Origin of the sequence: Cognatishimia sp. MH4019, from assembly GCF_020177595.1 — a bacterium.
In the GTDB taxonomy this organism is placed as follows: domain Bacteria; phylum Pseudomonadota; class Alphaproteobacteria; order Rhodobacterales; family Rhodobacteraceae; genus JAHTBL01.
Window position 1 is genome coordinate 33,976 of record NZ_JAHTBL010000002.1, and the last position, 21,195, is coordinate 55,170.

The 21,195-nt window shown below is 58.2% G+C and carries 25 protein-coding genes; 9 read left to right on the top strand and 16 right to left on the bottom strand.

What is annotated here, in order from left to right; all coding sequences use genetic code 11:
* Positions 1-5: 5 nt before the first annotated feature.
* A complete protein-coding gene (locus tag KUW67_RS03245) occupies positions 6-584 on the top strand; it encodes a DUF1285 domain-containing protein (protein ID WP_224823848.1) in 579 nt (192 codons plus the stop codon).
* A gap of 170 nt (positions 585-754) precedes the next feature.
* Here KUW67_RS03245 and KUW67_RS03250 read toward each other — a convergent pair whose 3' ends face one another.
* Genes KUW67_RS03250 through KUW67_RS03275 form a run of 6 tightly spaced genes read right to left on the bottom strand, consistent with a single transcriptional unit; the run spans position 755 to position 6,284 of the window.
* Positions 755-1,648: a cation diffusion facilitator family transporter gene (locus KUW67_RS03250; protein ID WP_224823849.1), complete on the bottom strand. Its 894-nt coding sequence runs from the start codon at positions 1,646-1,648 to the stop codon at positions 755-757.
* 2 nt (positions 1,649-1,650) lie between these two features.
* The gene (locus KUW67_RS03255) at positions 1,651-2,220 is read right to left on the bottom strand and encodes a YdeI family protein (protein WP_224823850.1); all 570 of its coding nucleotides are present in this window, start codon (positions 2,218-2,220) and stop codon (positions 1,651-1,653) included.
* On the bottom strand, positions 2,220-2,753 hold the full coding sequence (locus tag KUW67_RS03260) for a pseudouridine synthase (RefSeq protein WP_224823851.1): 534 nt from the start codon (positions 2,751-2,753) through the stop codon (positions 2,220-2,222). Before KUW67_RS03260 ends, KUW67_RS03255 begins: the two co-directional genes overlap by 1 nt.
* Positions 2,754-2,756: 3 nt before the next feature.
* Entirely contained in the window at positions 2,757-3,176 is a 420-nt protein-coding gene (locus KUW67_RS03265; protein WP_224823852.1) for a hypothetical protein, read from the bottom strand.
* 44 nt (positions 3,177-3,220) lie between these two features.
* Entirely contained in the window at positions 3,221-6,025 is a 2,805-nt protein-coding gene (polA, locus tag KUW67_RS03270; RefSeq protein WP_224823853.1) for a DNA polymerase I, read from the bottom strand.
* Positions 6,026-6,080: 55 nt separating this feature from the next.
* Positions 6,081-6,284, bottom strand: a complete 204-nt coding sequence (locus KUW67_RS03275) for a zinc-finger domain-containing protein (RefSeq protein ID WP_224823854.1) — start codon at positions 6,282-6,284, stop codon at positions 6,081-6,083.
* A gap of 98 nt (positions 6,285-6,382) precedes the next feature.
* On the opposite strand from KUW67_RS03275, the gene KUW67_RS03280 reads away from it, so the two are divergent.
* Complete coding sequence (locus KUW67_RS03280; protein ID WP_224823855.1) at positions 6,383-7,315, top strand: ABC transporter ATP-binding protein; 933 nt, start codon at positions 6,383-6,385, stop codon at positions 7,313-7,315.
* A 495-nt stretch (positions 7,316-7,810) separates the two neighbouring features.
* Here KUW67_RS03280 and KUW67_RS03285 read toward each other — a convergent pair whose 3' ends face one another.
* Both KUW67_RS03285 and KUW67_RS03290 read right to left on the bottom strand, forming a co-directional pair.
* Entirely contained in the window at positions 7,811-8,194 is a 384-nt protein-coding gene (locus KUW67_RS03285) for an HIT domain-containing protein (RefSeq protein WP_224823856.1), read from the bottom strand.
* An 8-nt stretch (positions 8,195-8,202) separates the two neighbouring features.
* Positions 8,203-9,780 carry a DUF5928 domain-containing protein gene (locus KUW67_RS03290; RefSeq protein ID WP_224823857.1) on the bottom strand — a complete coding sequence of 526 codons (1,578 nt, stop codon included), beginning with the start codon at positions 9,778-9,780 and terminating at the stop codon, positions 8,203-8,205.
* Between the two features lie 141 nt (positions 9,781-9,921).
* Between KUW67_RS03290 and KUW67_RS03295 the strand changes: the two genes are divergently transcribed.
* Positions 9,922-10,740, top strand: a complete 819-nt coding sequence (locus tag KUW67_RS03295) for a sulfotransferase family protein (RefSeq protein WP_224823858.1) — start codon at positions 9,922-9,924, stop codon at positions 10,738-10,740.
* 274 nt (positions 10,741-11,014) lie between these two features.
* On the opposite strand, the gene KUW67_RS03300 is transcribed toward KUW67_RS03295, so the two are convergent.
* Positions 11,015-12,007 (bottom strand): adenosine kinase, encoded by a 993-nt coding sequence (locus tag KUW67_RS03300; protein WP_224823859.1) that lies wholly within the window; start codon positions 12,005-12,007, stop codon positions 11,015-11,017.
* Complete coding sequence (nth, locus tag KUW67_RS03305; protein WP_224823860.1) at positions 12,004-12,648, bottom strand: endonuclease III; 645 nt, start codon at positions 12,646-12,648, stop codon at positions 12,004-12,006. Before nth ends, KUW67_RS03300 begins: the two co-directional genes overlap by 4 nt.
* A 94-nt stretch (positions 12,649-12,742) precedes the next feature.
* On the opposite strand from nth, the gene KUW67_RS03310 reads away from it, so the two are divergent.
* The 4 genes from KUW67_RS03310 (at position 12,743) to KUW67_RS03325 (ending at position 16,397) form a co-directional block, all read left to right on the top strand.
* Entirely contained in the window at positions 12,743-13,582 is an 840-nt protein-coding gene (locus tag KUW67_RS03310) for a bifunctional helix-turn-helix domain-containing protein/methylated-DNA--[protein]-cysteine S-methyltransferase (RefSeq protein WP_224823861.1), read from the top strand.
* Between the two features lie 113 nt (positions 13,583-13,695).
* The gene (locus KUW67_RS03315) at positions 13,696-14,376 is read left to right on the top strand and encodes an OmpA family protein (protein WP_224823862.1); all 681 of its coding nucleotides are present in this window, start codon (positions 13,696-13,698) and stop codon (positions 14,374-14,376) included.
* Positions 14,377-14,478: 102 nt separating this feature from the next.
* Positions 14,479-15,246, top strand: a complete 768-nt coding sequence (locus KUW67_RS03320) for a FadR/GntR family transcriptional regulator (RefSeq protein WP_224823863.1) — start codon at positions 14,479-14,481, stop codon at positions 15,244-15,246.
* 125 nt (positions 15,247-15,371) lie between these two features.
* Positions 15,372-16,397, top strand: coding sequence for a fatty acid desaturase (locus KUW67_RS03325; protein WP_224823864.1), 1,026 nt, complete (start codon positions 15,372-15,374; stop codon positions 16,395-16,397).
* A 77-nt stretch (positions 16,398-16,474) separates the two neighbouring features.
* Here KUW67_RS03325 and KUW67_RS03330 read toward each other — a convergent pair whose 3' ends face one another.
* The 6 genes from KUW67_RS03330 to KUW67_RS03355 form a co-directional block, all read right to left on the bottom strand.
* Complete coding sequence (locus KUW67_RS03330; RefSeq protein WP_224823865.1) at positions 16,475-17,035, bottom strand: F0F1 ATP synthase subunit B; 561 nt, start codon at positions 17,033-17,035, stop codon at positions 16,475-16,477.
* Positions 17,036-17,039: 4 nt separating this feature from the next.
* Complete coding sequence (locus KUW67_RS03335) at positions 17,040-17,561, bottom strand: F0F1 ATP synthase subunit B' (protein ID WP_224823866.1); 522 nt, start codon at positions 17,559-17,561, stop codon at positions 17,040-17,042.
* Positions 17,562-17,638: 77 nt separating this feature from the next.
* Entirely contained in the window at positions 17,639-17,875 is a 237-nt protein-coding gene (locus tag KUW67_RS03340; protein WP_011453893.1) for a F0F1 ATP synthase subunit C, read from the bottom strand.
* A 60-nt stretch (positions 17,876-17,935) separates the two neighbouring features.
* A complete protein-coding gene (locus tag KUW67_RS03345) occupies positions 17,936-18,646 on the bottom strand; it encodes a F0F1 ATP synthase subunit A (protein WP_224824372.1) in 711 nt (236 codons plus the stop codon).
* Between the two features lie 44 nt (positions 18,647-18,690).
* Positions 18,691-19,041, bottom strand: coding sequence for an AtpZ/AtpI family protein (locus KUW67_RS03350; RefSeq protein WP_224823867.1), 351 nt, complete (start codon positions 19,039-19,041; stop codon positions 18,691-18,693).
* A 140-nt stretch (positions 19,042-19,181) separates the two neighbouring features.
* A complete protein-coding gene (locus tag KUW67_RS03355; RefSeq protein WP_224823868.1) occupies positions 19,182-19,640 on the bottom strand; it encodes a GFA family protein in 459 nt (152 codons plus the stop codon).
* Positions 19,641-19,894: 254 nt separating this feature from the next.
* Here KUW67_RS03355 and KUW67_RS03360 point away from each other — a divergent pair, with 254 nt between their 5' ends.
* Both KUW67_RS03360 and KUW67_RS03365 read left to right on the top strand, forming a co-directional pair.
* Positions 19,895-20,731, top strand: coding sequence for a LysR family transcriptional regulator (locus tag KUW67_RS03360; RefSeq protein ID WP_224823869.1), 837 nt, complete (start codon positions 19,895-19,897; stop codon positions 20,729-20,731).
* A gap of 8 nt (positions 20,732-20,739) precedes the next feature.
* Entirely contained in the window at positions 20,740-21,063 is a 324-nt protein-coding gene (locus tag KUW67_RS03365; RefSeq protein ID WP_224823870.1) for a metalloregulator ArsR/SmtB family transcription factor, read from the top strand.
* Positions 21,064-21,195: the final 132 nt, after the last annotated feature.

Below are 21,195 nucleotides of genomic sequence, written 5' to 3' on the forward strand. Positions count from 1 at the left end.
AAGCGATGAGCGGACAAAACATTGTGAAACCATCGGCAGAAAGCCTCGCAGCCTTGGCACAGGCTGCCTCAAAAAAGGGCGCTCCGCCGGTGCATTTATGGAACCCGCCCTTCTGCGGGGACCTTGATATGGTCATCAAACGGGACGGGACGTGGTTCTATCAGGGCACGCCGATTGGGCGGCCGGGGCTGGTAAAGCTGTTTTCCTCGATCATCCGGAAAGACGGGGATGACTATTTTCTGGTCACGCCTGTCGAGAAGGTCGGCATTACCGTTGAGGACGCGCCGTTCGTGGCGATTGACTTTGACCGGATGGGCGACAGCTTGGTCTTCCGCACCAATGTCGAGGATGAGGTCACAGCCGGGCCAGAGCATCCGATCCGCGTGGTGCGGGATGCAGAGACCGGGGAGCCGTCGCCCTATGTGCTGATCCGCGCAAATCTTGAGGCGCTGATTGATCGCAAGAGCTTCTACCGGCTGGTGGAGGAAGGCGAGCATGCCAAGCATGAAGGCGCCGACTGGTTTGGCGTGCGGTCCGGCGGGGCGTTTTTCCCAATTATTCCGTCGGCGGAGTTGCCCAGTTAGAACTAAGGGCCACGCCCGACCTGGAGGGCGTTCGTAACAGTCTACTTGCTAACGACAGTTGGTTCACATCCGAGACTATTTCTTTGGTGCAGCGGTGCATCACGCCCTTCGGGGAAGGTCGGGCGTGGCCCGGCGGTTCCGCCAGGCGGGACGTTTGATACCTGCATCCCTTAACTTCCGATGTCTTTCGCCTCGCCCTGGTGCGTTCCGGGCAGTTCAAACTCAAAGACTGAGTGCTGGATGCCAAATTCGGCCTCCAACATCTCTTTGAGGCGGATTTTCACGTCTTCCAGATGATCGAACCGGCGCAGCACGACGTGGGCATCAAGGGAGCTTTCATACTCGCCCATCATCCACAGATGCATGTGGTGGACGTCGACCACCTCCGGGTCGTCCTCAAGCCGCGCCATCACATCCTGCGCCGAAACCGCGGAGGGGCTGCCCAGCATCAGCACACGGATCACGGGTTTGATGCCGATAATGGCGTGCCAGAGGATATAAGCCGAGATACCCAGCGTCACGATGGGATCGACCAGCCGCCAATCATAAAGCAGGATCAGCGTGCCCGCGACGATCACCGCGATGGAGCCGAGCGCGTCGGCCATGTTGTGCACAAAGGCCGCACGCATGTTCATGCTGTCTTTGGACAACTTGAAGATCAGCAGCGCGGTGATGGTGTCGATGACAAGGGCAACCCCGGCGACGACGACCACAATCCAGCCTTCGACGGCGACGGGATTGAAGAGGCGCTCGACCCCCTCGGCGGCAAGGTAGAAAGCGACGACGATCAGCGTGGTGTAGTTGACGAGTGCGGCCACGACCTCGGCCCTTTTATAGCCAAATGTCATTTTCGCATCGGCGGGCTTACGGGCAATCCGGCGGGCGGCGAAGGCAATGACGAGCGACAGCGCATCGCTGAAGTTGTGGATCGCGTCGGCAATCAGCGCGAGGGAGCCGGAAAGGACGCCCGCGATGATCTGCACGAAGGTCAGCAGAAAGTTCACCCCTACCGCCGCCGCGACGCGCTTGTCGCCGGGATCAAGTCTGGGATGGTCGTGGGCCATGTTTACCGCCGGAAAATGCTGGGTCTGACACCTTGCTGGGCTGAGTTCACCACATCTGCGATGCGTTTGGAACGGGTGGCTTCGGTTTTCGCGGTCTTGATCCATTCCAGCGTGCCGCGTTTGACGGATTTCGGGTAGGCCTCCCATGTGGGGCGGAGGTCTCCGAGGGCTGCGGCCATGTCGGGCGGGACTTCGAGGCGGTCGACGTCGTCGAGGAAGGTCCAAGTGCCGGTCTCTTGCGCGAAGGTAATCATCGCCTCGCCTGCCGGGGTCATCGCACCAGAGGCGCGGGCCTTTTCGACAAGCGCTTTGTTGAACGCCGACCAGTTGGATTTCGGGTTGCGGGGTGAGATGCGGATCATGGTGCGGATCGCATCCAGCTTGCCAACGACGCTGTCGATCCAGCCCCAGCACAGAAGCTCTTCGATGATCTCTTCGGTGGGGATGTAATGCGGGCTGGGCTGCTTGCATTTGACGAGCCAGACGGTGGTGGCTTGTGCGTGTTTCTTGGTGAGCCACGCGCGCAGGTCGACGCGGGATTTGACTTCGACTTTGGGGAAGTCTTTGGTCATCAGAGCTGCACTTCGCGCCATTCCCCCGGCGCAAGGCCTTCGACCGACCATGGCCCGATCTGCCAGCGCACAAGCCTGAGGCATGGCAAGCCGACAGCGGCGGTCATGCGGCGGACCTGACGGTTTTTGCCTTCGGAGATGGTCAGGCGGAGCCACGCATCGGGCACCGTTTTGCGCACGCGAACGGGCGGGTCGCGGGGCCAGAGGTTGGGGTCGGCAATTGCAACGGCTTTCGCGGGGCGGGTCTTGCCGTCTTTCAGGGTGACACCGCGGCGGAGCTGTTCGAGGGCGTCCTCGGTGGGGGTGCCTTCGACTTGGGCCAGATAGGTTTTCTGCGTCTTAAACTTCGGGGACGAAATCTGCGCTTGTAGCTTACCATCATCGGTCAGCAGCAACAGCCCTTCGCTATCGCGGTCGAGCCGTCCGGCGGCGTAGACATTGGGGACGTCGATCCAGTTCTTGAGGCCCCGCCATTTGCCCTCGTCGGTGAACTGGGAGAGCACGTTCATGGGTTTGTTGAAGGCGATGAGCATGGGTCAATATCTTAAAGAAATCAAACCCAAAACGAAGCCGATTAAACCCACCACTAAAGAAATTACCGCAATCTGCGAACCAGTTCGGATAAAGGGATCAGGGACACTTACAAACCACTTAACCCTTCCCACTAGGGTAGCGGGCTTGATCTCAAAATCGCCAGTGAATGGCGCTCTACCTTGCGGTGCGCCAAGCGCTTTACGTTGGTCAAGATCTAAACGCATAACACTTTGTTCGTTCGGTCTATCGTTCCCGATAACAGAGCAAAACACAAAGTGACCGTTTGTTGTGTTTGTTATTTTTACAATGCTTCTTCGGCTGATCTCTTTGCGTTTTGATTTATGAAGTTCAACGACACCTAAACCAACATTTGACGATTGTGCTCTATCTAGGGTCATGGAAAAGACCAGTGACTTCTCCAATACCAAACCTCCTATTTCTAATGGCGAGTGAACCATCTTCGTTGTCAGTGCGCCTCGGCCCAATTAGCCCCCTGCCCTGCATCCACAATCAGCGGCACGTCGAGTTTGACGACGGGCATGGAGGCGCCTTCCATCACCTCTCGGGCCGTGCCGATCAGGTCGTCGATGGCGCTGTCTTCGACCTCGAATACCAGTTCGTCGTGGACCTGTAGCAGCATCTTGGCGGGCAGCGCCTCAATCGCGGCGGGCATGCGGATCATGGCGCGGCGGATGACGTCGGCGGCGGTGCCTTGGATCGGCGCGTTGATGGCGGCGCGTTTGGCGAAACCGGCGGTGGGACCCTTGGCGTTGATCTCGGGCGTGTGGATTTTGCGACCGAAGAGGGTTTGGACGTAGCCGTGCTCTTTGGCGAATTTCGTCGTGTCGTCCATGTAGGCGCGGATGCCGGGGAAGCGTTCGAAATAGGTGTCGATGAAGGCCTGCGCCTCCGCCCGGGGGATGCGCAGGTTGCGGGCAAGGCCGAAGCCCGAGATGCCGTAGATCACACCGAAGTTGATCGCCTTGGCTTGGCGGCGGACCTCGGGGGTCATCTCCTCCAAAGGCACGTCGAACATCTCGGAGGCGGTCATGGCGTGGATGTCGATACCATCGGAAAACGCTTGTTTCAGCGCGGGGATGTCGGCGATATGGGCGAGGATGCGCAATTCGATCTGGCTATAGTCCAGCGCGACCAGCGTCTTGCCTTCGTCGGCCACGAATGCCTCACGGATGCGGCGGCCTTCCTCGGTCCGGATCGGGATATTTTGCAGGTTCGGATCGGTCGAGGCGAGGCGTCCGGTGTTCGCGCCCGCGATGGAATAGGAGGTGTGCACGCGGCCCGTGTCGGCGTTGATGTGGTCTTGCAGCGCGTCCGTGTAGGTCGATTTCAGCTTCGACATTTGCCGCCAATCGAGGACGCGGGCGGGCAGTTCATGCTCCGTCGCGAGGTCTTCGAGGATATCGGCACCGGTGGAGTATTTGCCCGTTTTGCCTTTCTTGCCGCCTTCCAAACCCATCTTATCAAAGAGGATTTCACCCAGCTGCGCAGGCGAGCCGACGTTGAAGGATTGGCCCGCAAGCTCATGGATTTCAGCCTCAAGCCCAGCCATTTTCTGGGCAAAGGCGTTGGACATGCGGCTGAGCGTGTCGCGGTCGACCTTGATGCCGGTACGCTCCATCTGCGCCAGCACGGGGACCATGGGGCGTTCCAGCGTCTCGTAGACGACAGTGACCTGTTTCTGGTGCAGCTGCGGCTTGAAACTTTGCCAGAGGCGCAGGGTGATGTCAGCGTCCTCAGCCGCATAAGGAACCGCTTCGTCGATCTTGACTTTGTCAAAGGTGATCGCGGATTTGCCGGTGCCCAGAAGGGGCTTGATCGGGATGGGGGAGTGGCTGAGATACCGCTCGGACAGGCTGTCCATCGAATGGTTATGCAGCCCCGCATTCAGCGCATAGGACATGAGCATCGTATCGTCGATGGGGGCAACAGTGATGCCTTCGTTGGCGAAAATCTTGGCGTCGTATTTCATGTTCTGGCCGATCTTAAGGACGCTTTCGTCCTCCAGCATCGGTTTGAGCATTTCGAGCGCTTCGCGCAGGCCCATTTGGCCCTCGGCCAAGGCATCAGAGCCAAACAGATCGTCGGCGCTGCCATCTTTGTGTTGGAGCGGGATATAGCAGGCCTCTCCGGCCTCGACGCAAAGAGAGACGCCAACCAGATCAGCGCGCATCTCATTGAGGCTAGTGGTTTCGGTATCGACAGCCACATAGCCGCGTTCATAGATGCGGTCGAGCCAAGCCTGAAGCGCGGCTGCATCGCGCACACATTCGTATTTGCTGGCATCAAACGGCACATCCGCAGGACCGGGCGCATCGCCGGGATTGGCGCCTGCGGGGTCGGTGTCGGCTATGACAGGAGGCTCAACATCCAGCGCGTCGGAGATGCGTTTGGTGAGGGTGCGGAACTCCATCTCGGCGAGGAAACCCAGCAGGGTATCGGGCTCGGGGTCACGGACTTCAAGATCATCCAGCGTGAAGGGCAGATCCATTTTGTCGTCCAGCGTGACAAGCTGTTTGGACAGGCGGATCTGATCGGCGTGATCGATCAGGGTCTGGCGGCGCTTGGGCTGCTTGATTTCCTCGGCACGCTCTAGCAGCGTTTCCAGATCGCCAAATTCGTTGATGAGCAAAGCGGCGGTCTTGATGCCGATGCCCGGCGCACCGGGGACGTTATCGACGCTATCGCCCGCCAGCGCTTGCACATCGACCACACGGTCGGGACCGACGCCAAACTTTTCCTCGACCCCTTCCGTGTCGATGCGCTTGTTTTTCATCGCATCCAGCATTTCAACTCCGCCGCCGACAAGCTGCATCAGGTCTTTATCAGAACTGATGATCGTGCAGCGGCCGCCAGCCTCGCGGGCCTGAACAGCGAGGGTGGCGATGATGTCGTCGGCCTCAAACCCCTCCATTTCCTTGCAGGCGATGTTGAAGGCTTCGGTCGCGCTGCGGGTCAGCGGGATTTGCGGGCGCAGATCCTCGGGCATCGCGTCGCGATTGGCCTTGTATTGATCGTAAAGGTCGTTGCGGAAGGTGTGGCTGCCCTTGTCGAAAATCACGGCAACATGGGTGGGCGCGTCGGGGCCGGAATTGCCGTCGATATAACGCTGCAACATATTGCAAAAGCCGCTGACCGCGCCGATAGGCAGGCCATCGGACTTGCGCGTCAAAGGGGGCAGCGCATGGTAGGCGCGGAAAATGAAGGCCGATCCGTCGATCAGATGAAGATGACACCCTTTGCCGAAAGTCATGAAACGCGCCCCCTGTTTGGTCGTCTCAAGACCTAGCGAAGGGGGCGGGGTAAGACTAGTCGCTGAGGCCGAATTTCTTGAAAACGGCGTCTTTGAAATCCTCGTGGACGATCAGCTTGTCGCAATAGGGGCAGATGACATACCCCTCGTCCCGGTCTACCGAGAGCCAGACGCGCGGGTGACCCAACGCGCCTTCCCCGCCATCACAGGACACGCGCCACTGGTCGGTGATCTGAACTTCGCGCGGGGATGTCGGCATTCTCTGGCTCCACGGGTTGTCGTTGGCTGGACAGGCTTCTAGGTTGTGCTTCGAGATACGGCAATCCCCCCTCCCCGGCAAGATGAGAGACGACCCCCATGCGTGACGCAGCCATCGAGATTACAGGTCTGAAAAAGACCTATGCCGCGCAGAAAGGGCAAGAGGCCAAGGAAGCGCTGAAGGGCATTGATTTGCGCATTCCCGCTGGGTCGATTTTCGGGCTGTTGGGGCCGAATGGGGCGGGAAAATCGACGCTAATCAATATTCTTGCGGGGCTGGTGATTAAATCGGCGGGTCAGGTCAAGATTTGGGGCTTCGATCAGGATGTGAACCCCCGGCAATCGCGCGCCTCCATAGGCGTGATGCCGCAGGAGTTGCACCTTGATCCGTTCTTCTCGCCCCGCGGCGCGTTGGAGGTGCAGGCGGGGCTTTATGGGGTGCCGAAAGGACAGCGTCGAACGGACGAGATTTTGGAGACGATTGGCCTGACAGACAAAGCGGATGCCTATGCGCGGTCTTTGTCAGGTGGCATGCGGCGGCGGCTGTTGCTGGGCAAGGCGATGGTCCACATGCCGCATATTCTGGTATTGGATGAGCCGACGGCAGGCGTCGATATCGAGCTGCGCAATATGCTGTGGGCCAATGTGCGGAAGATGAACAAGGCGGGGATGACGATCATCCTGACGACGCACTATCTGGAAGAAGCCGAAGAGATGTGCGACGAGATCGCGATCATCAACCACGGTGAAAAGATCGCGCAGGACAGCACGGAGAACCTGCTGGGGCGGCTGGATGCCAAGACGATGGTGATCGAGCCAGAGAGTGCGGCTCCGGCCCAGATCGCACTGCCTGAGGGGGTCGACCTGACCCGTCGCCCAAACGGAGCCTTGGCGTTCACCTATGACCGGGGGACAACAACCGCAGAAGCGATTTTGGCGACAGCGCATACCGCCGGGATCACGATCAAGGATGTGAAGACCGAGGACCCTGATCTTGAGGATGTTTTCTTGGCGCTCACATCACGCGTGTGACGCCTCCGGCGGGGATATTTGGATAAAGCGAAAGCAAGAGGCGCGCGTCAAGGTTAATGGCATGCATGGTGCGGGTTCAGAAAACGCGGACGAAAGCTGTGATGAACCTGGCAAAGATTTGGGGCCCCTCCCCGTTCAGTTGGGCCACATCCTGAAAGTGCATGCCGATCGCAATGAACCCGATCAGCACGAAGGCTATCAGGTTTCTGGTCCAGTTATTCTTAATAAACCAGCCCTCGTCCGGACCAAACCACCGCTCTCTCGCTGCGCCTAGCGGCAAAAGCAGGAGAGCGCCCACGATCACATAATCTGCCCAAAACAAAACGGGTTCTCCCATTTATTTCGAGACTTGGTTAGTCGCCGAATGTGACCATTGCAGGGCGCAGTCTGGCTAGATGTGGCCTATTTGAAATCCGGCGAACTCGCGTGCCTTGCCCCTTCATCTTGGAAGAAAAACCTTGGGGAGAGGCCGCGCAGCTGTCGGGGGCGAAGCCGCTATTTTGCAGGTTGCAGCATGCGCCCCAGATTGCGCCCCGCGACTATATGAACATGCAAATGCGGGACTTCCTGAATGGCGTCTTCGCCCGCATTCGACAGCAAGCGATACCCCGCGCCGCCCTCACCGGGTTGCACGCCCATCTCTTTGCAGATGGTGCCAATCGTGCGGGTGTAGTCCACAATCTCGGCCTCGGAGGCTTCAAGCGCGAAATGATCATAGCAGACATAAGGGCCTTTTGGGATCACAAGGATATGCTCGGGCGCTTGGGGGTAGATGTCGCGGAAGGCCAGCGCGTGCTCGGTCTCCATCACGGTGTCATTCGGGATCTCTCCGCGCAGGATTTTGGCAAAAATATTCTCGGGGTCATAAGCGTAGGGCATCAGCAACCTCAGTCAGCGAAAAGATAATCGGTGTTGGCAATCTCGCGCGCGGTCTCGGCAGGGACGGACAGGAACTCTGCGAGCGCGGGGGTGTTTTGTTCGGGCGAGGCGCGTTCATGGATGCAGGTATGGTTTGGCAGGTTGGCGTCGCGAATGCGGTCACTTTCAAAGACAACATCATAACGGATTGTGGGCAGCAAACGATCCAGCGTTTCTTTCGGGGTGCGTTCGCCTGCAAGGCCCACTCGCATGGCGTGACCGATCAGGTAATCCTCGGTGAAGTTGCAGTCGATCTCTAGCAGGCGGGTCTTTGACCGGTCGGCGTAGAAATCCTGAATGAGGTCGATGGCGCTGGGATCAAGACAGATGATCAGACGGTTGGTCTCGTAGTAGTCAAAGAGCATCCGCATCAGCGCGCGGCGGTGACGGGTGCGTTTGCCAAGCGTCGACTGGATGCCGCCCAGATCGGGCAGCGGCGTGTCTTCCTCATTGAACAGATAGTCAATGGCCGGGATGTTGGTGGTCTGCTTGATCCGGCCCAGCAAGCGCTTGGCCACATGCCATTTCTTGCAGGCCACGATCATCAACTCCCGCTCGCGGCCCAGCGAGGCCTCCGTTTCCCAGAAGCGGGTGGCGAAACGGCGACCGATCCGGCCCCGGCCCGTGAGGAACTTGAAAAGGCCCGCACCTTCGTTGGAGATGTCAAATTCGGCTTGTTTGGCGGCGTAAAGCTCCCCCAGACGGCGTTTGAGTTCATGCGCTTCGGGGCTGATCTTGCGGGCGAAAAGGAAGTCCTGACTGAGCAGCAAATCGTAGTGATCATTATAGAACGTCACCGGCATCCCGTAGTCAGAGAACATCAGGAATGTCAGCGTGCGCGATTTGATCTCATGCTCTGGCACAAGATGGCGAACCAGCGTCTGAAAAAAGGTCTCATCCGGAATCCAGGTGGTGCGAAAGAACTTCATCACGTCCTTGCGCGTGCGGGTGAAATCGAGGATCCACTCAATCGTGCGACGGCGCAGGCACCACCACTGGCTGCCGATCATCACCTGAATATCGGCCGGGATTTCGCGGGTCAGATTGAAGCGACGCTGCGCATTGAACGCGGCATAAAAACGGCGCTTTTGCGTGCGTTCGTTGAAGAAATGACGGTAGATCAACCGCTCTTCCTTCATCCCGGTCTTGATCCAGTCGCTTTCAAAATAGTCGAAGCTCTCGATATAATCGACATCATTGCTGTCGAGGAACTCATGGGCGTATTCGGCGGATTTGATCGCCATGCAATCGCCCGACAACATGTAGAAATGCGTGGCGCGCGGAAAGGCTTCCTCCGCCGCCTCAACGGCATGGAGTGTGGCTTGCACCAGCGACCACTCCCCCCAACCGCATTTGATACGCTTCTTTGCGAAGGCGACGTTGGGATTGTCGTCGAGGGCAGCGCGGATCATCTTGTAATGCGCAGGCTTGGCGCGCGCATCAAAGTGGATCGCCATATAGTCGCCCACAGCTGTCAGCCGCTCGGCCTGTTTGATAATGGCCTCAGGGTCTTTGTGGCACAGCAAGATGAAGGCGATTTTTGCCATTTACGAGACCAAACCCTTTAAAATCGTTGATTGTTTACACCAGATAACGTGAACAGACATTGAATAAACAGAGTTTGTTTGCTTTTTTGTGCGCAAGTGGCCGCGTGATATTTTAAAAAGGCTGCGATTTGGAGGCAGATTATGGGGTTTCCCGGCACCTGGATGACCGAGAGTGAAAGCGTTGTGTATCGGGTCGTTCCGAAATGCGCCTGCTCGACCATTGGTCAGATCATGTTTTATTCCGACCACGGCGAATTTTTCGACGGCGATATCCACGATGCGACGGGCGGTCTGCACAAATGGGCGCTTGATGAAAGCCAGCCGCTGATTACGGACAATGTGAAGGCGCATAAATCCTATTCGTTCACCTGCGTACGCAACCCCTATACGCGCATCCTGTCATCGTTTTTTGACAAGATTTGCGGCATTCAGCGCAATGGAAAACGCTACCGCGGGAACCTCGTGCCACTGTTGATCCAGAAATACGGGATCGAGGTCGGCGACCCGGAAACCGGTTTCGAGTTCGACCAGATCAAGAGCTTCCGGCGGTTTTTACTGTTTGCACGCGACACCATCCGCTGGCGGCGCCCGATGGAGCCGGATATCCACTGGTCGGCCATGTCGGGCCACATCTCGACCTTCATCGTGAATGGCGGAACCTACGACAAGATTTTCTGGACCGAGCAATTCAACGACGGGATGCAGGACGTCCTGGATGCGATCGAGGCCCCGAATTCCGTTGATCTGAAAGGCATCCCGCGGTTCAACGAAAGCGAAGGGCATGGGCCAAAGCGCGCGCATCCGGTTGAGGATTACTTCGACGATCTGTCGATGCATCTGATTTACGAGATTTATAAAAAAGACTTCGAGCTGTTCAAATACGACTTCGAAGATCCATCAAACAAAATGCCGATTGCAGAAGTCGATTTGGCCGAAGTCCACGCTAAACTGGGAGAGTAGGAGCATCTTGCGACTGCTGGTTTTAGGTATTTAGAGACAAAAGAAAGCAGGGTCGGGCCTTGTTTTCAGCCGATCAGAGCAGTCCTGACGCTTACCGAAAACAAGGCGCCTTCTTCTGTCACGGTCATCGGCTCCTCAGCCTGTACCGTGTCGCGTTCATAGCGGCGTTAACCTTAATACAGGGTTAAGCTGTGTTCTTTTGTCTCGAAATACCTCGGGGGTCCGGGGGCAGAGCCCCCGGCGGCTCCGATCCGCTAGGATTGGAAGCCATGTCTCAAAGGAAGCCTTTCTCGGAAAAGAGTGCCTTCAGATCTGCCTCGGGCCGCGCGCCCATATGGCTAATGACTTCACCGGCTGCCACACACCCCATCTTCCCGCATGTCTCCAAGTCCCGCTCTGTCGCCAGACCAAAAAGGAACCCGGCGGCAAACTGATCGCCCGCGCCTGTGGCATCCACAGGCACCACCTTCTCAACCGGCACGTCGATCCGCGTATCACCTTGAAGAACACTCACACCGTCACCAGAGCGGGTGCAGACAGCGAGCGGACAAAGGGTGGCAAGTTTACTTATTGCAAGATCCAGATCATCGGTCTCGAAAAGCGATTTCACCTCGTCCTCATTGCCGATGACATAGTCCAGTTCCTCTCCGATCAGCGTCAGAAAGTCAGCGCGGTGACGTTCAACACAAAACGGATCGGAGATCGCGATGCCGGCTTTGCCGCCCGCCGCACGGCAAGAGCGGGCGGTGCGGATGAAGGCCTCTTTGCCTTTGTCCTTGTCGAATAGGTAGCCTTCCAGGAAAACGATTTCGGCTTGTCCGGCAACATCTTCTGACACATCTTCGAGGCCCAGTTCGGCAGAGATACCGAGATAGGTGTTCATCGAACGCTCACCGTCAGGAGACACAAAGATCATCGAACGAGAGGTGGGCAACTCTCCTCCCGGCACGGGCGGATTGACGAAAGCTGTGCCGTCTTGCTCCATCGCATCCGCGTAGAACCGGCCCAATGCATCGTCATGGACACGTCCAATGAAGCCCGTCTTAAGACCCAGATTTCCAAGGCCCGCCAGCGTGTTGGCGACCGATCCACCGGGCGCTTGCACGCGGCCTTCCATCGCGCCATAGAGCATCTCGGCGCGCTCGCGCTCGACCAATTGCATAATGCCTTTTTCGATGCCCATATGATCGAGGAAATCATCGCTGGACTGGGTCAACACATCCACGATGGCGTTGCCGATGCCGACAACCTTATACGTCTTACTCACTCGGTCTTCTCCTCGAACTGGCAGAATTCCCGGATGATGCAGTTGCTGCACACCGGCTTGCGCGCCTTGCATACATAGCGACCGTGCAGGATCAACCAGTGATGGGCGTGTTGCTGAAAATCAGCGGGGATGTTGTCTTCAATGGCACGCTCCACGGCGTCGACGTCCTTGCCAGGCGCGATGCCGGTGCGATTGCCGACGCGGAAGATATGGGTATCGACGGCCTGAGTGGGTTGTTTCCACCACATGTTCAGCACGACATTCGCCGTCTTGCGCCCCACGCCCGGAAGGCTAACGAGCGCGGCACGGGAGTTTGGCACCACCCCGTCATAGTCCTCGACCAGAATGCGGCTGAGCTTCATCACGTTCTTGGCTTTGTTTCGGTAAAGGCCGATGGTCTTGATGTGCTCGATCAGCTTTTCTTCACCCAGTGCCAGCATCTTTTCAGGCGTATCGGCGATCTTGAAAAGTTCTCGCGTGGCTTTGTTCACACCGACATCAGTGGCTTGCGCGGACAGTGCCACGGCAACGACCAATGTATAGGCGTTGGTGTGCTCTAACTCGCCTTCGGGTTCCGGCTCCATCTCGTGGAAGCGCTCGAAGATCGCGCGGATGGTTTTGTAATCAAGTTGCTTTGCCATATGACCCTATGGCCTTACGCGCGAAAAACCGCAAGGAACGGGTCGCGCCTGCCCCTGAACATCCCTTAATGTGTTCCAAAGCGAGGAAGCGACCATGACTGATCAGACCCCTTTGGAAAGCCACTATCATTACGGCGTGATGCGCCGGGCGATTGAGCTGATAGATGGGGCGGAGGTGCCGTTGACGCTGGAGGGGCTGGCGCAGCAAATGCAGATGAGCCCGACGCATTTTCAACGGCTGTTCAGCCAATGGGTCGGGGTGTCGCCGAAGCGCTACCAGCAATATCTGACGCTGGATCACGCAAAGACGCTGTTGCGCGAGCAGCATACTACGCTGGATACCGCGCAATCTGTTGGGCTGTCGGGCTCCAGCCGGTTGCATGACCTCTTCGTGCATTGGGAAGCGATGACGCCGGGGGAGTATGCCAAGGGTGGTGCGGGCTTGACGATACTTTGGGGCTGGTTTGAAAGCCCCTTCGGGCCTGCTTTGGTGATGGGCACGCAAAAGGGCCTGTGCGGGATCGGCTTTGCGGCCGAGACCGGGGCAGAACCGACCATGGCCGATCTGAAATCGCGCTGGCCGAAGGCTGCATTTATCGAGGATCCTGTAGCGCTTAAGCCGATGGTAGATGCGGCGTTTGGGGGCGGTGAGGCGCAGCTGCATCTGATTGGTGCACCGTTCCAGATCAAGGTTTGGGAGGCATTGTTGCGCATCCCGTCGGGCACCGTCACCACCTATTCGGATATCGCCGAAGCGATCGGCAACCCCAAAGCTGTACGCGCTGTCGGCACAGCTGTGGGGCGCAACCCGATCTCCTGGTTGATCCCGTGTCACAGGGCCTTACGCAAGTCGGGCGGTTTGGGCGGCTACCACTGGGGTCTTCCCGTTAAGCGTGCAATGCTGGCGTTTGAAGCGGCGCGCGCGGAAACGTGATGGGCAAAAGCCCGCCGGTTTTCCCCCTCAAAACCTTTTCCCTTGCAGCCGGGGCCGGTGTATAGACTGCTCATAAGCGACAATTTCGCATGAGCAGTAAAAGAGGCTTTCAAATGACCAAGTTCAAGATTTTTGCCGTTATGACGGTGTCGGCGCTTGCGCTGGCGGCATGTGACACGACCGCAAACCGGTTCGACCGTGTCAGCCCGTCCAACGGCGATCCGAACCAGCGCACTAAGCAAGGTGCTTTGATCGGTGGTCTTGCCGGTGCCGCAGCGGGCGCGTTGGCTGGCGACGACGCCGAAGAGCGGCGCCGCGGCGCTGTGATCGGGGCAGCGATTGGTGCGGGTGGCGGTGCTATCATCGGCAATCAGCTGGACAAGCAGGCCGCAGAACTGCGTCAGCAGGTGGGCAATGATGTGCAAATCGTCAACACCGGCAACGAGCTGATCGTGACCATGCCGCAGGACATCCTGTTCGCCGTCGACAGCGACACATTGCGCTCTGATTTGCAGAGCGATCTGCGCGCGCTGGCGACCAATTTGAACAACTACCCCAACAGCACTGTGGATATCATCGGACATACCGATAACACCGGTGATGCGGGCTATAACCAAGGCCTGTCTCAGCGCCGTGCGCAGTCGGTGCGCAATGTGTTGGTCAACTCCGGCGTTGATGGATTCCGTCTGCGCGCCATCGGACGCGGCGAAGACCAGCCGGTTGCAAGCAATCTTGACGAGGCGGGTCGCGCGCAGAACCGCCGGGTTGAGATTGTCATTCGCCCGAACGCTTAACGGGTATCCCTTACGAGAAAGGCCCGCCTGTTGCGCGGGCCTTTTTTGTTGAGATATACCGGATTTGGTCATATCGTTTTACCAATTGATCCGAGGTAAACCATGCCCTTCAAACCGGTCCAGGCGGAGCGTTTGTCCTCTGCCGTTGTGCGTCAGATTGAGAAGCTGATCCTGCAAGGCATCCTGCGCCCCGGCGAGCGCTTGCCGTCCGAGCGGGAGCTGGCCGAAAAGCTGGGCGTCTCACGTCCGTCTCTGCGCGAGGCGGTTGCCGAACTGCAGGAAAAAGGCTTGCTGGCCTCGCGCGCAGGTGCGGGGATTTTCGTGGCAGATGTTCTGGGCTCGGCCTTTTCAGAAGGGCTTGTGCGCTTGTTTGCAGCTCATGACGAGGCCGTTTTTGACTATATCAGCTTTCGCCGTGACCTTGAGGGGCTGGCTGCAGAACGCGCGTGTCGGCTTGGCTCGGAAACCGATCTGAAGGTGATCGACACGATCTTTCGCAAGATGGAAGCCGCGCATAACAAGCGAAACCCGGCCGAAGAAGCCTCGCTTGATGCGGATTTCCACATGTCGATTATCGAGGCCAGCCACAACGTCATCATGCTGCATATGATGCGATCCATGTTCGAGTTGCTGCGCGAAGGCGTCTTTTACAACCGGACAATCATGTTCAAGCAACGCACGACGCGCGATTTGCTGTTGGATCATCACAGGGCGATCAATGCGGCTTTGCAAGCGCGGGATGGTGCGGCGGCACGGGCAGCCATTGAAATGCATCTGACCTATGTCGAGAAAGATCTGAAGGATCAGAAGAAATCCGAAGAGAACGAGACAATTGCGCAGCAACGCTATGAGCACGAGCAAGCGCGGTAAGCCTGATCGCGCGCGGCCTATTGTCCTGAACCGAGGCATTCGCCCTATGTCCTAGAACTAACGCTTCTGCCTTCGCGGGAACACCTCTAGGGTCGCAGGCAACATAAACAAAAAAGAAACGGGCCATGACCTCCGATAAAGAAAAGACGCCCATCGCTGCGCGCGATTGGGTCAGGGTACTTGCGCAATACCGCGAGCCGAACAGTTGGCGCAGCAGCTTTGAGCTGGCTGTCAGCCTGATCCCCTTTGTTGCGCTTTGGATCGCGGCGTGCTGGGTCGCACCGTATTCCTATCTCGCCGCGTTCCTGCTGTCGGCGCTGAATGGGTGCTTTCTGGTGCGGATCTTCGGGATCCAGCATGATTGCGGTCATGGGTCATTCTTCAAAAACCGCCATGTGAGCGATTGGACAGGCCGCATGCTGGGCGTTCTGACGCTGACACCTTACGACGTTTGGCGACGGGCGCATTCGATCCATCACAGCCATGCAGGCGATCTGTCCCATAGGGGCATTGGCGATGTGATGACGCTGACGATTGAGGAATACCACCAGCGTACGCGGTTTGGACGGTTCCTCTATCGGGCGTATCGGCATCCTCTGGTGATGTTCGGGCTGGGGCCGACTTACGTGTTCATCCTGTGCCACCGCTTGCCGCTAGGTATGATGGACCAGGGGCGCAAATACTGGATCAGTGCAATGGGGACCAACGTAGCCATTGCGGCAATCCTGAGCGTAATTGTCTATTTTGGCGGTTGGGCAGCGCTGTTTTTGGTGTTTTTGCCGACCGTGCTGATCGCGGCCTCCGTCGGGGTGTGGCTGTTTTATATCCAGCACCAGTTCGAGGACACGCAGTGGGATCAGCCCGAAGATTGGCAACTGCACCACGCGGCCCTTCATGGCAGCTCGCATTATGATCTGCCACCGATCCTGCGCTGGTTCACGGCCAATCTGGGCATCCACCATGTGCACCATCTGTACAGCCGCATCCCCTGCTACCGCCTGCCGGAGGTGCTGCGCGATCATGAGGCACTGGTCGATTGCAGCCGCATGACACTGCTGGAAAGCTTTAAATGCGCGTCACTGCATCTGTGGGACGAAAAAAGCCGAACGCTGGTGTCTTTCGCGAAAGCGCGGCAATTGAGAAGCACCTGACGAGAGCCCTACCCTCGCAAAGCAAGAAGCCCCGGCCGTTTCGGACCGGGGCTTTTTGTTGCTTTGTCGCTTGGCACTTAGTGCAGCTTCGCGCCGGCTTCTTTGATGGCATCGTCGATCAGTTTGTTCTGATCAGCTGCCGTCATCTGCTTGGCAACGACATCTTTCGCAGCACCAACGGCAACGGCAATCGCAGTGTCGCGCACTTCGCGGACGGCACCGGCCTCGGCGCTTGCGATTTGATCTTCCGCAGCGGCCAGACGGCGCGCGATGGAGTTCTTGATGTCCGTCTTCGCTTGCTCGGCGGCCTCTTGGGCTTCCGTGCGTGCGTGGGCGACGATGCGGTCGGCTTGCTCTTGCACTTCTTTCTGCTTGCGCTCGTAGGAGGCCAGCAGGGTCTGTGCTTCTTCACGCAGCGCTTTGGCTTCGTTCAGGTCCGACTGAATGCCTGCGGCACGCTTATCAAGCATCCCGCCGATTAGGCCTGGAACCTTGAAGTAAGTCAGGACTGCAATGAAGCAGACGAAACCGATGGCGACGACGAAGTCGGTATTGGCGAGCGAGAAGAACGGCTTGTCACCAGCAGCCAGCGCAGGGCTGGCGGCAAAGATCATGGGAAGGGTCAGATATGCGCGCATGGGTCTATCCCTTCATCCGGGCGTTCACCGCCGCGGTTACCGTTCTTGCGTCGGCCTTGCCGCCCAGCACAGCCACCAATTCCTTGGCGGTGTCCTTGGCCACTTCCTTGACGCTTTCCGCAGCACTTTCGCGGATCGCTGCGATTGCCTTTTCAGACTCAGCGGTCTTGGCGGCAATCTCGGCATCGGCTTTCTGGATTTCGACGTCCAGCTCTGCCTGAATCTCTGCTTTTGCTTCCGCCACGATCTGATGCGCTTCGGCGCGGGCATCGGCGAGGGCTTTTTCGTAAGCCTCTTCCGCTTCCACGGCCTTCAGCTTCAGCTCTTCAGCAGCTGCAAGGTCATTTGTGATGGTTCCCTGACGTTCTGCCAAAACAGCCGCAATACGCGGCATCGCGATGCGCGACAGAATGAAATAGATCGCAAGAAGCGCGATCACCAACCAGAAGATCTGGTTCGGGAAGGTCGAGAACTCCAGCTGCGGCATGCCCGCTGCTTCTGTGCCCCCGGTTGTCTCAGTAGCCATATCGTCCTCCAGGAACCTTGTTGGTCACTGAACGGGGCAACATGTGCCCCGCTCAGGCGTAAGGATCGTCTGTCGGATTATACGGCGAACATCAGCAGCAGAGCGACGAGGAATGCAAAGATGCCCAGTGCTTCTGCGAATGCGATGCCGATGAAGAGCGTGGCGGTCTGACCAGCAGCAGCCGACGGATTGCGCAGAGCGCCCGCCAGGAAGTTGCCAGCAACGTGGCCCACACCGATAGCAGCGGCACCCGAACCGATGGCTGCCAGGCCTGCGCCGATGAATTGACCCATTTGTGCGATATCGCCTTCCATTGGTATTCTCCTTACGATGGAATTTGGTTGGAAACTTGGTTGTTTGGTTGAAGCCTGGCCTTAGTGATGCGGATGCAGCGCGTCTTTCAGATAGACGCAGGTCAGGATGGTAAAGACGTAGGCCTGGATGGCCGAAACCAGAACTTCGAGCGCGTAGATCGCGACGATGCCGAAGATCGGAATGAACGAAAAGACGCCCAGCGACGCGGCGAAGCCTGCGAACACTTTAAGCACCGCGTGGCCAGCCATGACGTTACCAGCCAGACGAATGGAGTGGCTAACGGGGCGCACGAAATAGGAAATCAGCTCGATAATGGCGAGGATCGGACGCAGCACCAGAGGCGCGCTGGACACCCAGAAGAGCGACAGGAAGCCTGCGCCGTTCTTTACAAAGCCCAGCACCGTGACGGTGACGAACACAGCACCGGCCAGCACAGCCGTCACAGCGATATGCGAGGTGGTCGTGAAGCTGCCCGGGATCAGGCCAAGGAAGTTAGCCAGCAGGATATAAAGGAAAAGGGTGAAGATGTAGGGGAAGTATTTAAGACCTTCCTTGCCAGTCACATCTTCAACCATCTTGTAGACAAACCCATAGGCCATTTCGCCTACAGACTGGCTGCGCGACGGCACGATTGCCCGGCCGCGAGTGCCGACAACCATCAACAGCGTGACAGCGACTACCGCGAAGAACAGCCACAGGGTGACGTTCGTGGGCGTGTACCAGTGGATTGCACCGTCGCCGAACAGCGGCTCAACGATGAACTGGTCCATCGGGTGAATTTCGATGCCGCCTTTTGCTTCGTCTGCCACGTCGGTCAGTCCTTCTTCTCTTCGCCCTCGCGGGCTGTCTGTTCTTTGGCCGCCTTGGCCTCTGCTTCTGCCTGAAGCTCCTGCGCGGTTCGCATCATCGTTTTGACGCCCGCCGCAAGGCCCAGCAGTATAAAGATCACCAGGAAGATCGGGAGTGTCCCGAACAGGCTGTCCAGCCCGTACCCGATGCCAAAACCGATCACCAAACCCGCGACCAGCTCGATCACCATTCGCCATGCCGTCTGGGCCGTCGAATAATGCTCGTCAGCGCGTGGGGCCGGTTCGAGGGATTTTTTGACCCCGCTGATCCGTTCCTCAAGCGCCTTGAGACGCTCTTTGTCAGGATCATTCGCCACGGTGAAACCTCACGCTGAAGTTGGCCGCAACTTAGGTTTGGGGAAGCAGAGAGTCAATGAGGTCTAAAGCATTGGAAAATATGCAAAATGTCAGGGCGCCGCAGCACCCTCTATATTCAACCATCTGGTTGATCTTTGGCTTAAGCCTTGGGCAAATCCAGCGCATCATGGACCCAGCCCAGCGCCTCATCTGCATGGAATTGCTGTAATGGGGTCGCGTCCTCGGGTCGCTCCAGAAGGGCGGCGTAGAAATGCGTTTCATCTGGATAGCGATCGGAAAAGTAATAAAGCTGCGTTCCGCACGTGCCGCAAAACCCGCGCGTCTGCCCGGGAGAGCTTTCATAAGTCCGAGGCGCCTGCCCCGTCCACCGCCAGCGCCCATTCTCATGCCCGATCCACGTAGTAAACGGTGACGCGCTGGCGCGACGGCAGCTTTCGCAATGGCAATGGCCCACCCAGTTATGCGGCCCCGTCAGCTCAAAAGACGACGCCCCGCAAAGGCAATGCCCGCGGAGCGTCTGCTCGGATGTGTCGGCTTTGGCGCGTTCCATAGGCGCACCATAGGCCGTCAGATCAGGCGCGTCATCTTTGATGCGCAAGCCGGGCGAAAGGGGCCCGGATCCGAGGTAGGGTGAGCCGCCAGAACGGGCAACGTTTGCGTTGCTGCAAGTCCGCTTGCATCTGTGCAAAGGCTTGCTGCTCTTTGCGGTATTCCGTGGCGGGTTGATCCGGGATAGTTACGGACAGGAGTAATGGGGACATCTGGACGCTCCTTTACAGGTAAGATTGGTCCAAACCTACGAGCTTGCCGCATCGCTGCTCAGCCCCTGAAACCGAAGGTGGAGTTGCAAAAATGAAAGCGCCGGATTGGAGTGACCTTGCCTATTTCTCTACCGTGGCCCGGACGGGCAGCCTGAACCGGGCGGCAGAGGAAACAGGCGTAAGTGCCGCAACGCTGAGCCGCCGGATGAAGGCGTTTGAGGCCAGCCTCGGGCGGCGGTTGTTCCTGCATGGGGCCGAAGGGTATGCGCTCACCTCCGAAGGGCGTGATCTGCTCAAGCGTACCGCGCAGATGGAGGATACAGCCCGTCAGATCAGCCAATGGCGCGATGCAGCACAAGGGCCGACTTGCGTGCGCATATCGGCTGGCACTTGGACCGCTTTGGACCTCGCACAACGGCTGTCGGAGTTCTGGACACCCGATGCCATCTGGCTGCCGGAATTCATGTATTGCGACCTAAACCTCGATATTGCGCGGCGCGAGGTCGATATCGGTATTCGCAACGCACGCCCCGATCAGCCGTGGGTCGCGCGCCAGCAGATCGGGCATGTGGATTATGCGGTTTACGCAGCGCATGGCGATGTCGAGGGGTGGATCGGCCCGTCTTGGGACACGCCCCTCACCCCGTCGATCCGGTGGGTGCAAGAACAGCATGGCGCGGGCATCGTCACCAAGGCCAACAGCCCGCATTTGGCCTGTGCCTTGGCGCAAGCGGGGATCGGGCGCGTTGTTCTGCCGATGTTCATGGGGGAACGCATGCCGGGTTTGATCCAGCTTGGCGACCCGATTGAGGACTTGCGGAGTGAGCAATGGTTGGTCTCGCATCACGAAGGGCGCAATGAGCCGCCTGTCCGCGCGGCTCTTGATGCGATTGCAGGCTATCTGGCGCGGCGCGGGGAAGCACGGTAGGGTGCGCCATGACGACGTCCCTCGACACGGTTTTTGCGGCTCTGGCCGACCCAACACGCCGCGCGATCCTCGCAATGCTGCTGGAGGACGACATGGCCGTAACAGATGTGGCTGAACCGTTTGAGATGTCGTTGGCTGCGATCTCGAAGCATCTGATGATCCTCACGAAAGCGGGTCTGATCTCTCAGGAAAAGCGCGGCCGTGTGAAATGGTGCAAGCTGGAGCCGGATGCGTTGCGCGATGCGTCGATCTGGATGCAGGGCTTCGGGCAGTTCGAGGCCGTTAACCTTGATGCGTTCGAAGCGTTCTTGGCGACCGAGTTGCGCGACTAAGCCCTTAATTCGCTTAAAATTAAGTGGATTTTGCGCACGCGCTCACGCGCGTCTTTACCAATTTTGAAGATGCGAAAGGCACAGTTTCGTTCAAGGCCAAACGGCACAGACCGTTCGGCCGCCATCTGGATA

What these genes read in the sequence shown, in the direction of transcription:
- KUW67_RS03245 (WP_224823848.1), top strand. Translation starts at nt 6, where the DNA reads ATGAGCGGACAAAACATTGTGAAACCATCGGCAGAAAGCCTCGCAGCC.
- KUW67_RS03250 (WP_224823849.1), bottom strand. Translation starts at nt 1,648, where the DNA reads ATGGCCCACGACCATCCCAGACTTGATCCCGGCGACAAGCGCGTCGCG.
- KUW67_RS03255 (WP_224823850.1), bottom strand. Translation starts at nt 2,220, where the DNA reads ATGACCAAAGACTTCCCCAAAGTCGAAGTCAAATCCCGCGTCGACCTG.
- KUW67_RS03260 (WP_224823851.1), bottom strand. Translation starts at nt 2,753, where the DNA reads ATGCTCATCGCCTTCAACAAACCCATGAACGTGCTCTCCCAGTTCACC.
- polA (WP_224823853.1), bottom strand. Translation starts at nt 6,025, where the DNA reads ATGACTTTCGGCAAAGGGTGTCATCTTCATCTGATCGACGGATCGGCC.
- KUW67_RS03275 (WP_224823854.1), bottom strand. Translation starts at nt 6,284, where the DNA reads ATGCCGACATCCCCGCGCGAAGTTCAGATCACCGACCAGTGGCGCGTG.
- KUW67_RS03280 (WP_224823855.1), top strand. Translation starts at nt 6,383, where the DNA reads ATGCGTGACGCAGCCATCGAGATTACAGGTCTGAAAAAGACCTATGCC.
- KUW67_RS03285 (WP_224823856.1), bottom strand. Translation starts at nt 8,194, where the DNA reads ATGCCCTACGCTTATGACCCCGAGAATATTTTTGCCAAAATCCTGCGC.
- KUW67_RS03290 (WP_224823857.1), bottom strand. Translation starts at nt 9,780, where the DNA reads ATGGCAAAAATCGCCTTCATCTTGCTGTGCCACAAAGACCCTGAGGCC.
- KUW67_RS03295 (WP_224823858.1), top strand. Translation starts at nt 9,922, where the DNA reads ATGGGGTTTCCCGGCACCTGGATGACCGAGAGTGAAAGCGTTGTGTAT.
- nth (WP_224823860.1), bottom strand. Translation starts at nt 12,648, where the DNA reads ATGGCAAAGCAACTTGATTACAAAACCATCCGCGCGATCTTCGAGCGC.
- KUW67_RS03310 (WP_224823861.1), top strand. Translation starts at nt 12,743, where the DNA reads ATGACTGATCAGACCCCTTTGGAAAGCCACTATCATTACGGCGTGATG.
- KUW67_RS03315 (WP_224823862.1), top strand. Translation starts at nt 13,696, where the DNA reads ATGACCAAGTTCAAGATTTTTGCCGTTATGACGGTGTCGGCGCTTGCG.
- KUW67_RS03320 (WP_224823863.1), top strand. Translation starts at nt 14,479, where the DNA reads ATGCCCTTCAAACCGGTCCAGGCGGAGCGTTTGTCCTCTGCCGTTGTG.
- KUW67_RS03325 (WP_224823864.1), top strand. Translation starts at nt 15,372, where the DNA reads ATGACCTCCGATAAAGAAAAGACGCCCATCGCTGCGCGCGATTGGGTC.
- KUW67_RS03330 (WP_224823865.1), bottom strand. Translation starts at nt 17,035, where the DNA reads ATGCGCGCATATCTGACCCTTCCCATGATCTTTGCCGCCAGCCCTGCG.
- KUW67_RS03335 (WP_224823866.1), bottom strand. Translation starts at nt 17,561, where the DNA reads ATGGCTACTGAGACAACCGGGGGCACAGAAGCAGCGGGCATGCCGCAG.
- KUW67_RS03340 (WP_011453893.1), bottom strand. Translation starts at nt 17,875, where the DNA reads ATGGAAGGCGATATCGCACAAATGGGTCAATTCATCGGCGCAGGCCTG.
- KUW67_RS03345 (WP_224824372.1), bottom strand. Translation starts at nt 18,646, where the DNA reads ATGGACCAGTTCATCGTTGAGCCGCTGTTCGGCGACGGTGCAATCCAC.
- KUW67_RS03360 (WP_224823869.1), top strand. Translation starts at nt 19,895, where the DNA reads ATGAAAGCGCCGGATTGGAGTGACCTTGCCTATTTCTCTACCGTGGCC.
- KUW67_RS03365 (WP_224823870.1), top strand. Translation starts at nt 20,740, where the DNA reads ATGACGACGTCCCTCGACACGGTTTTTGCGGCTCTGGCCGACCCAACA.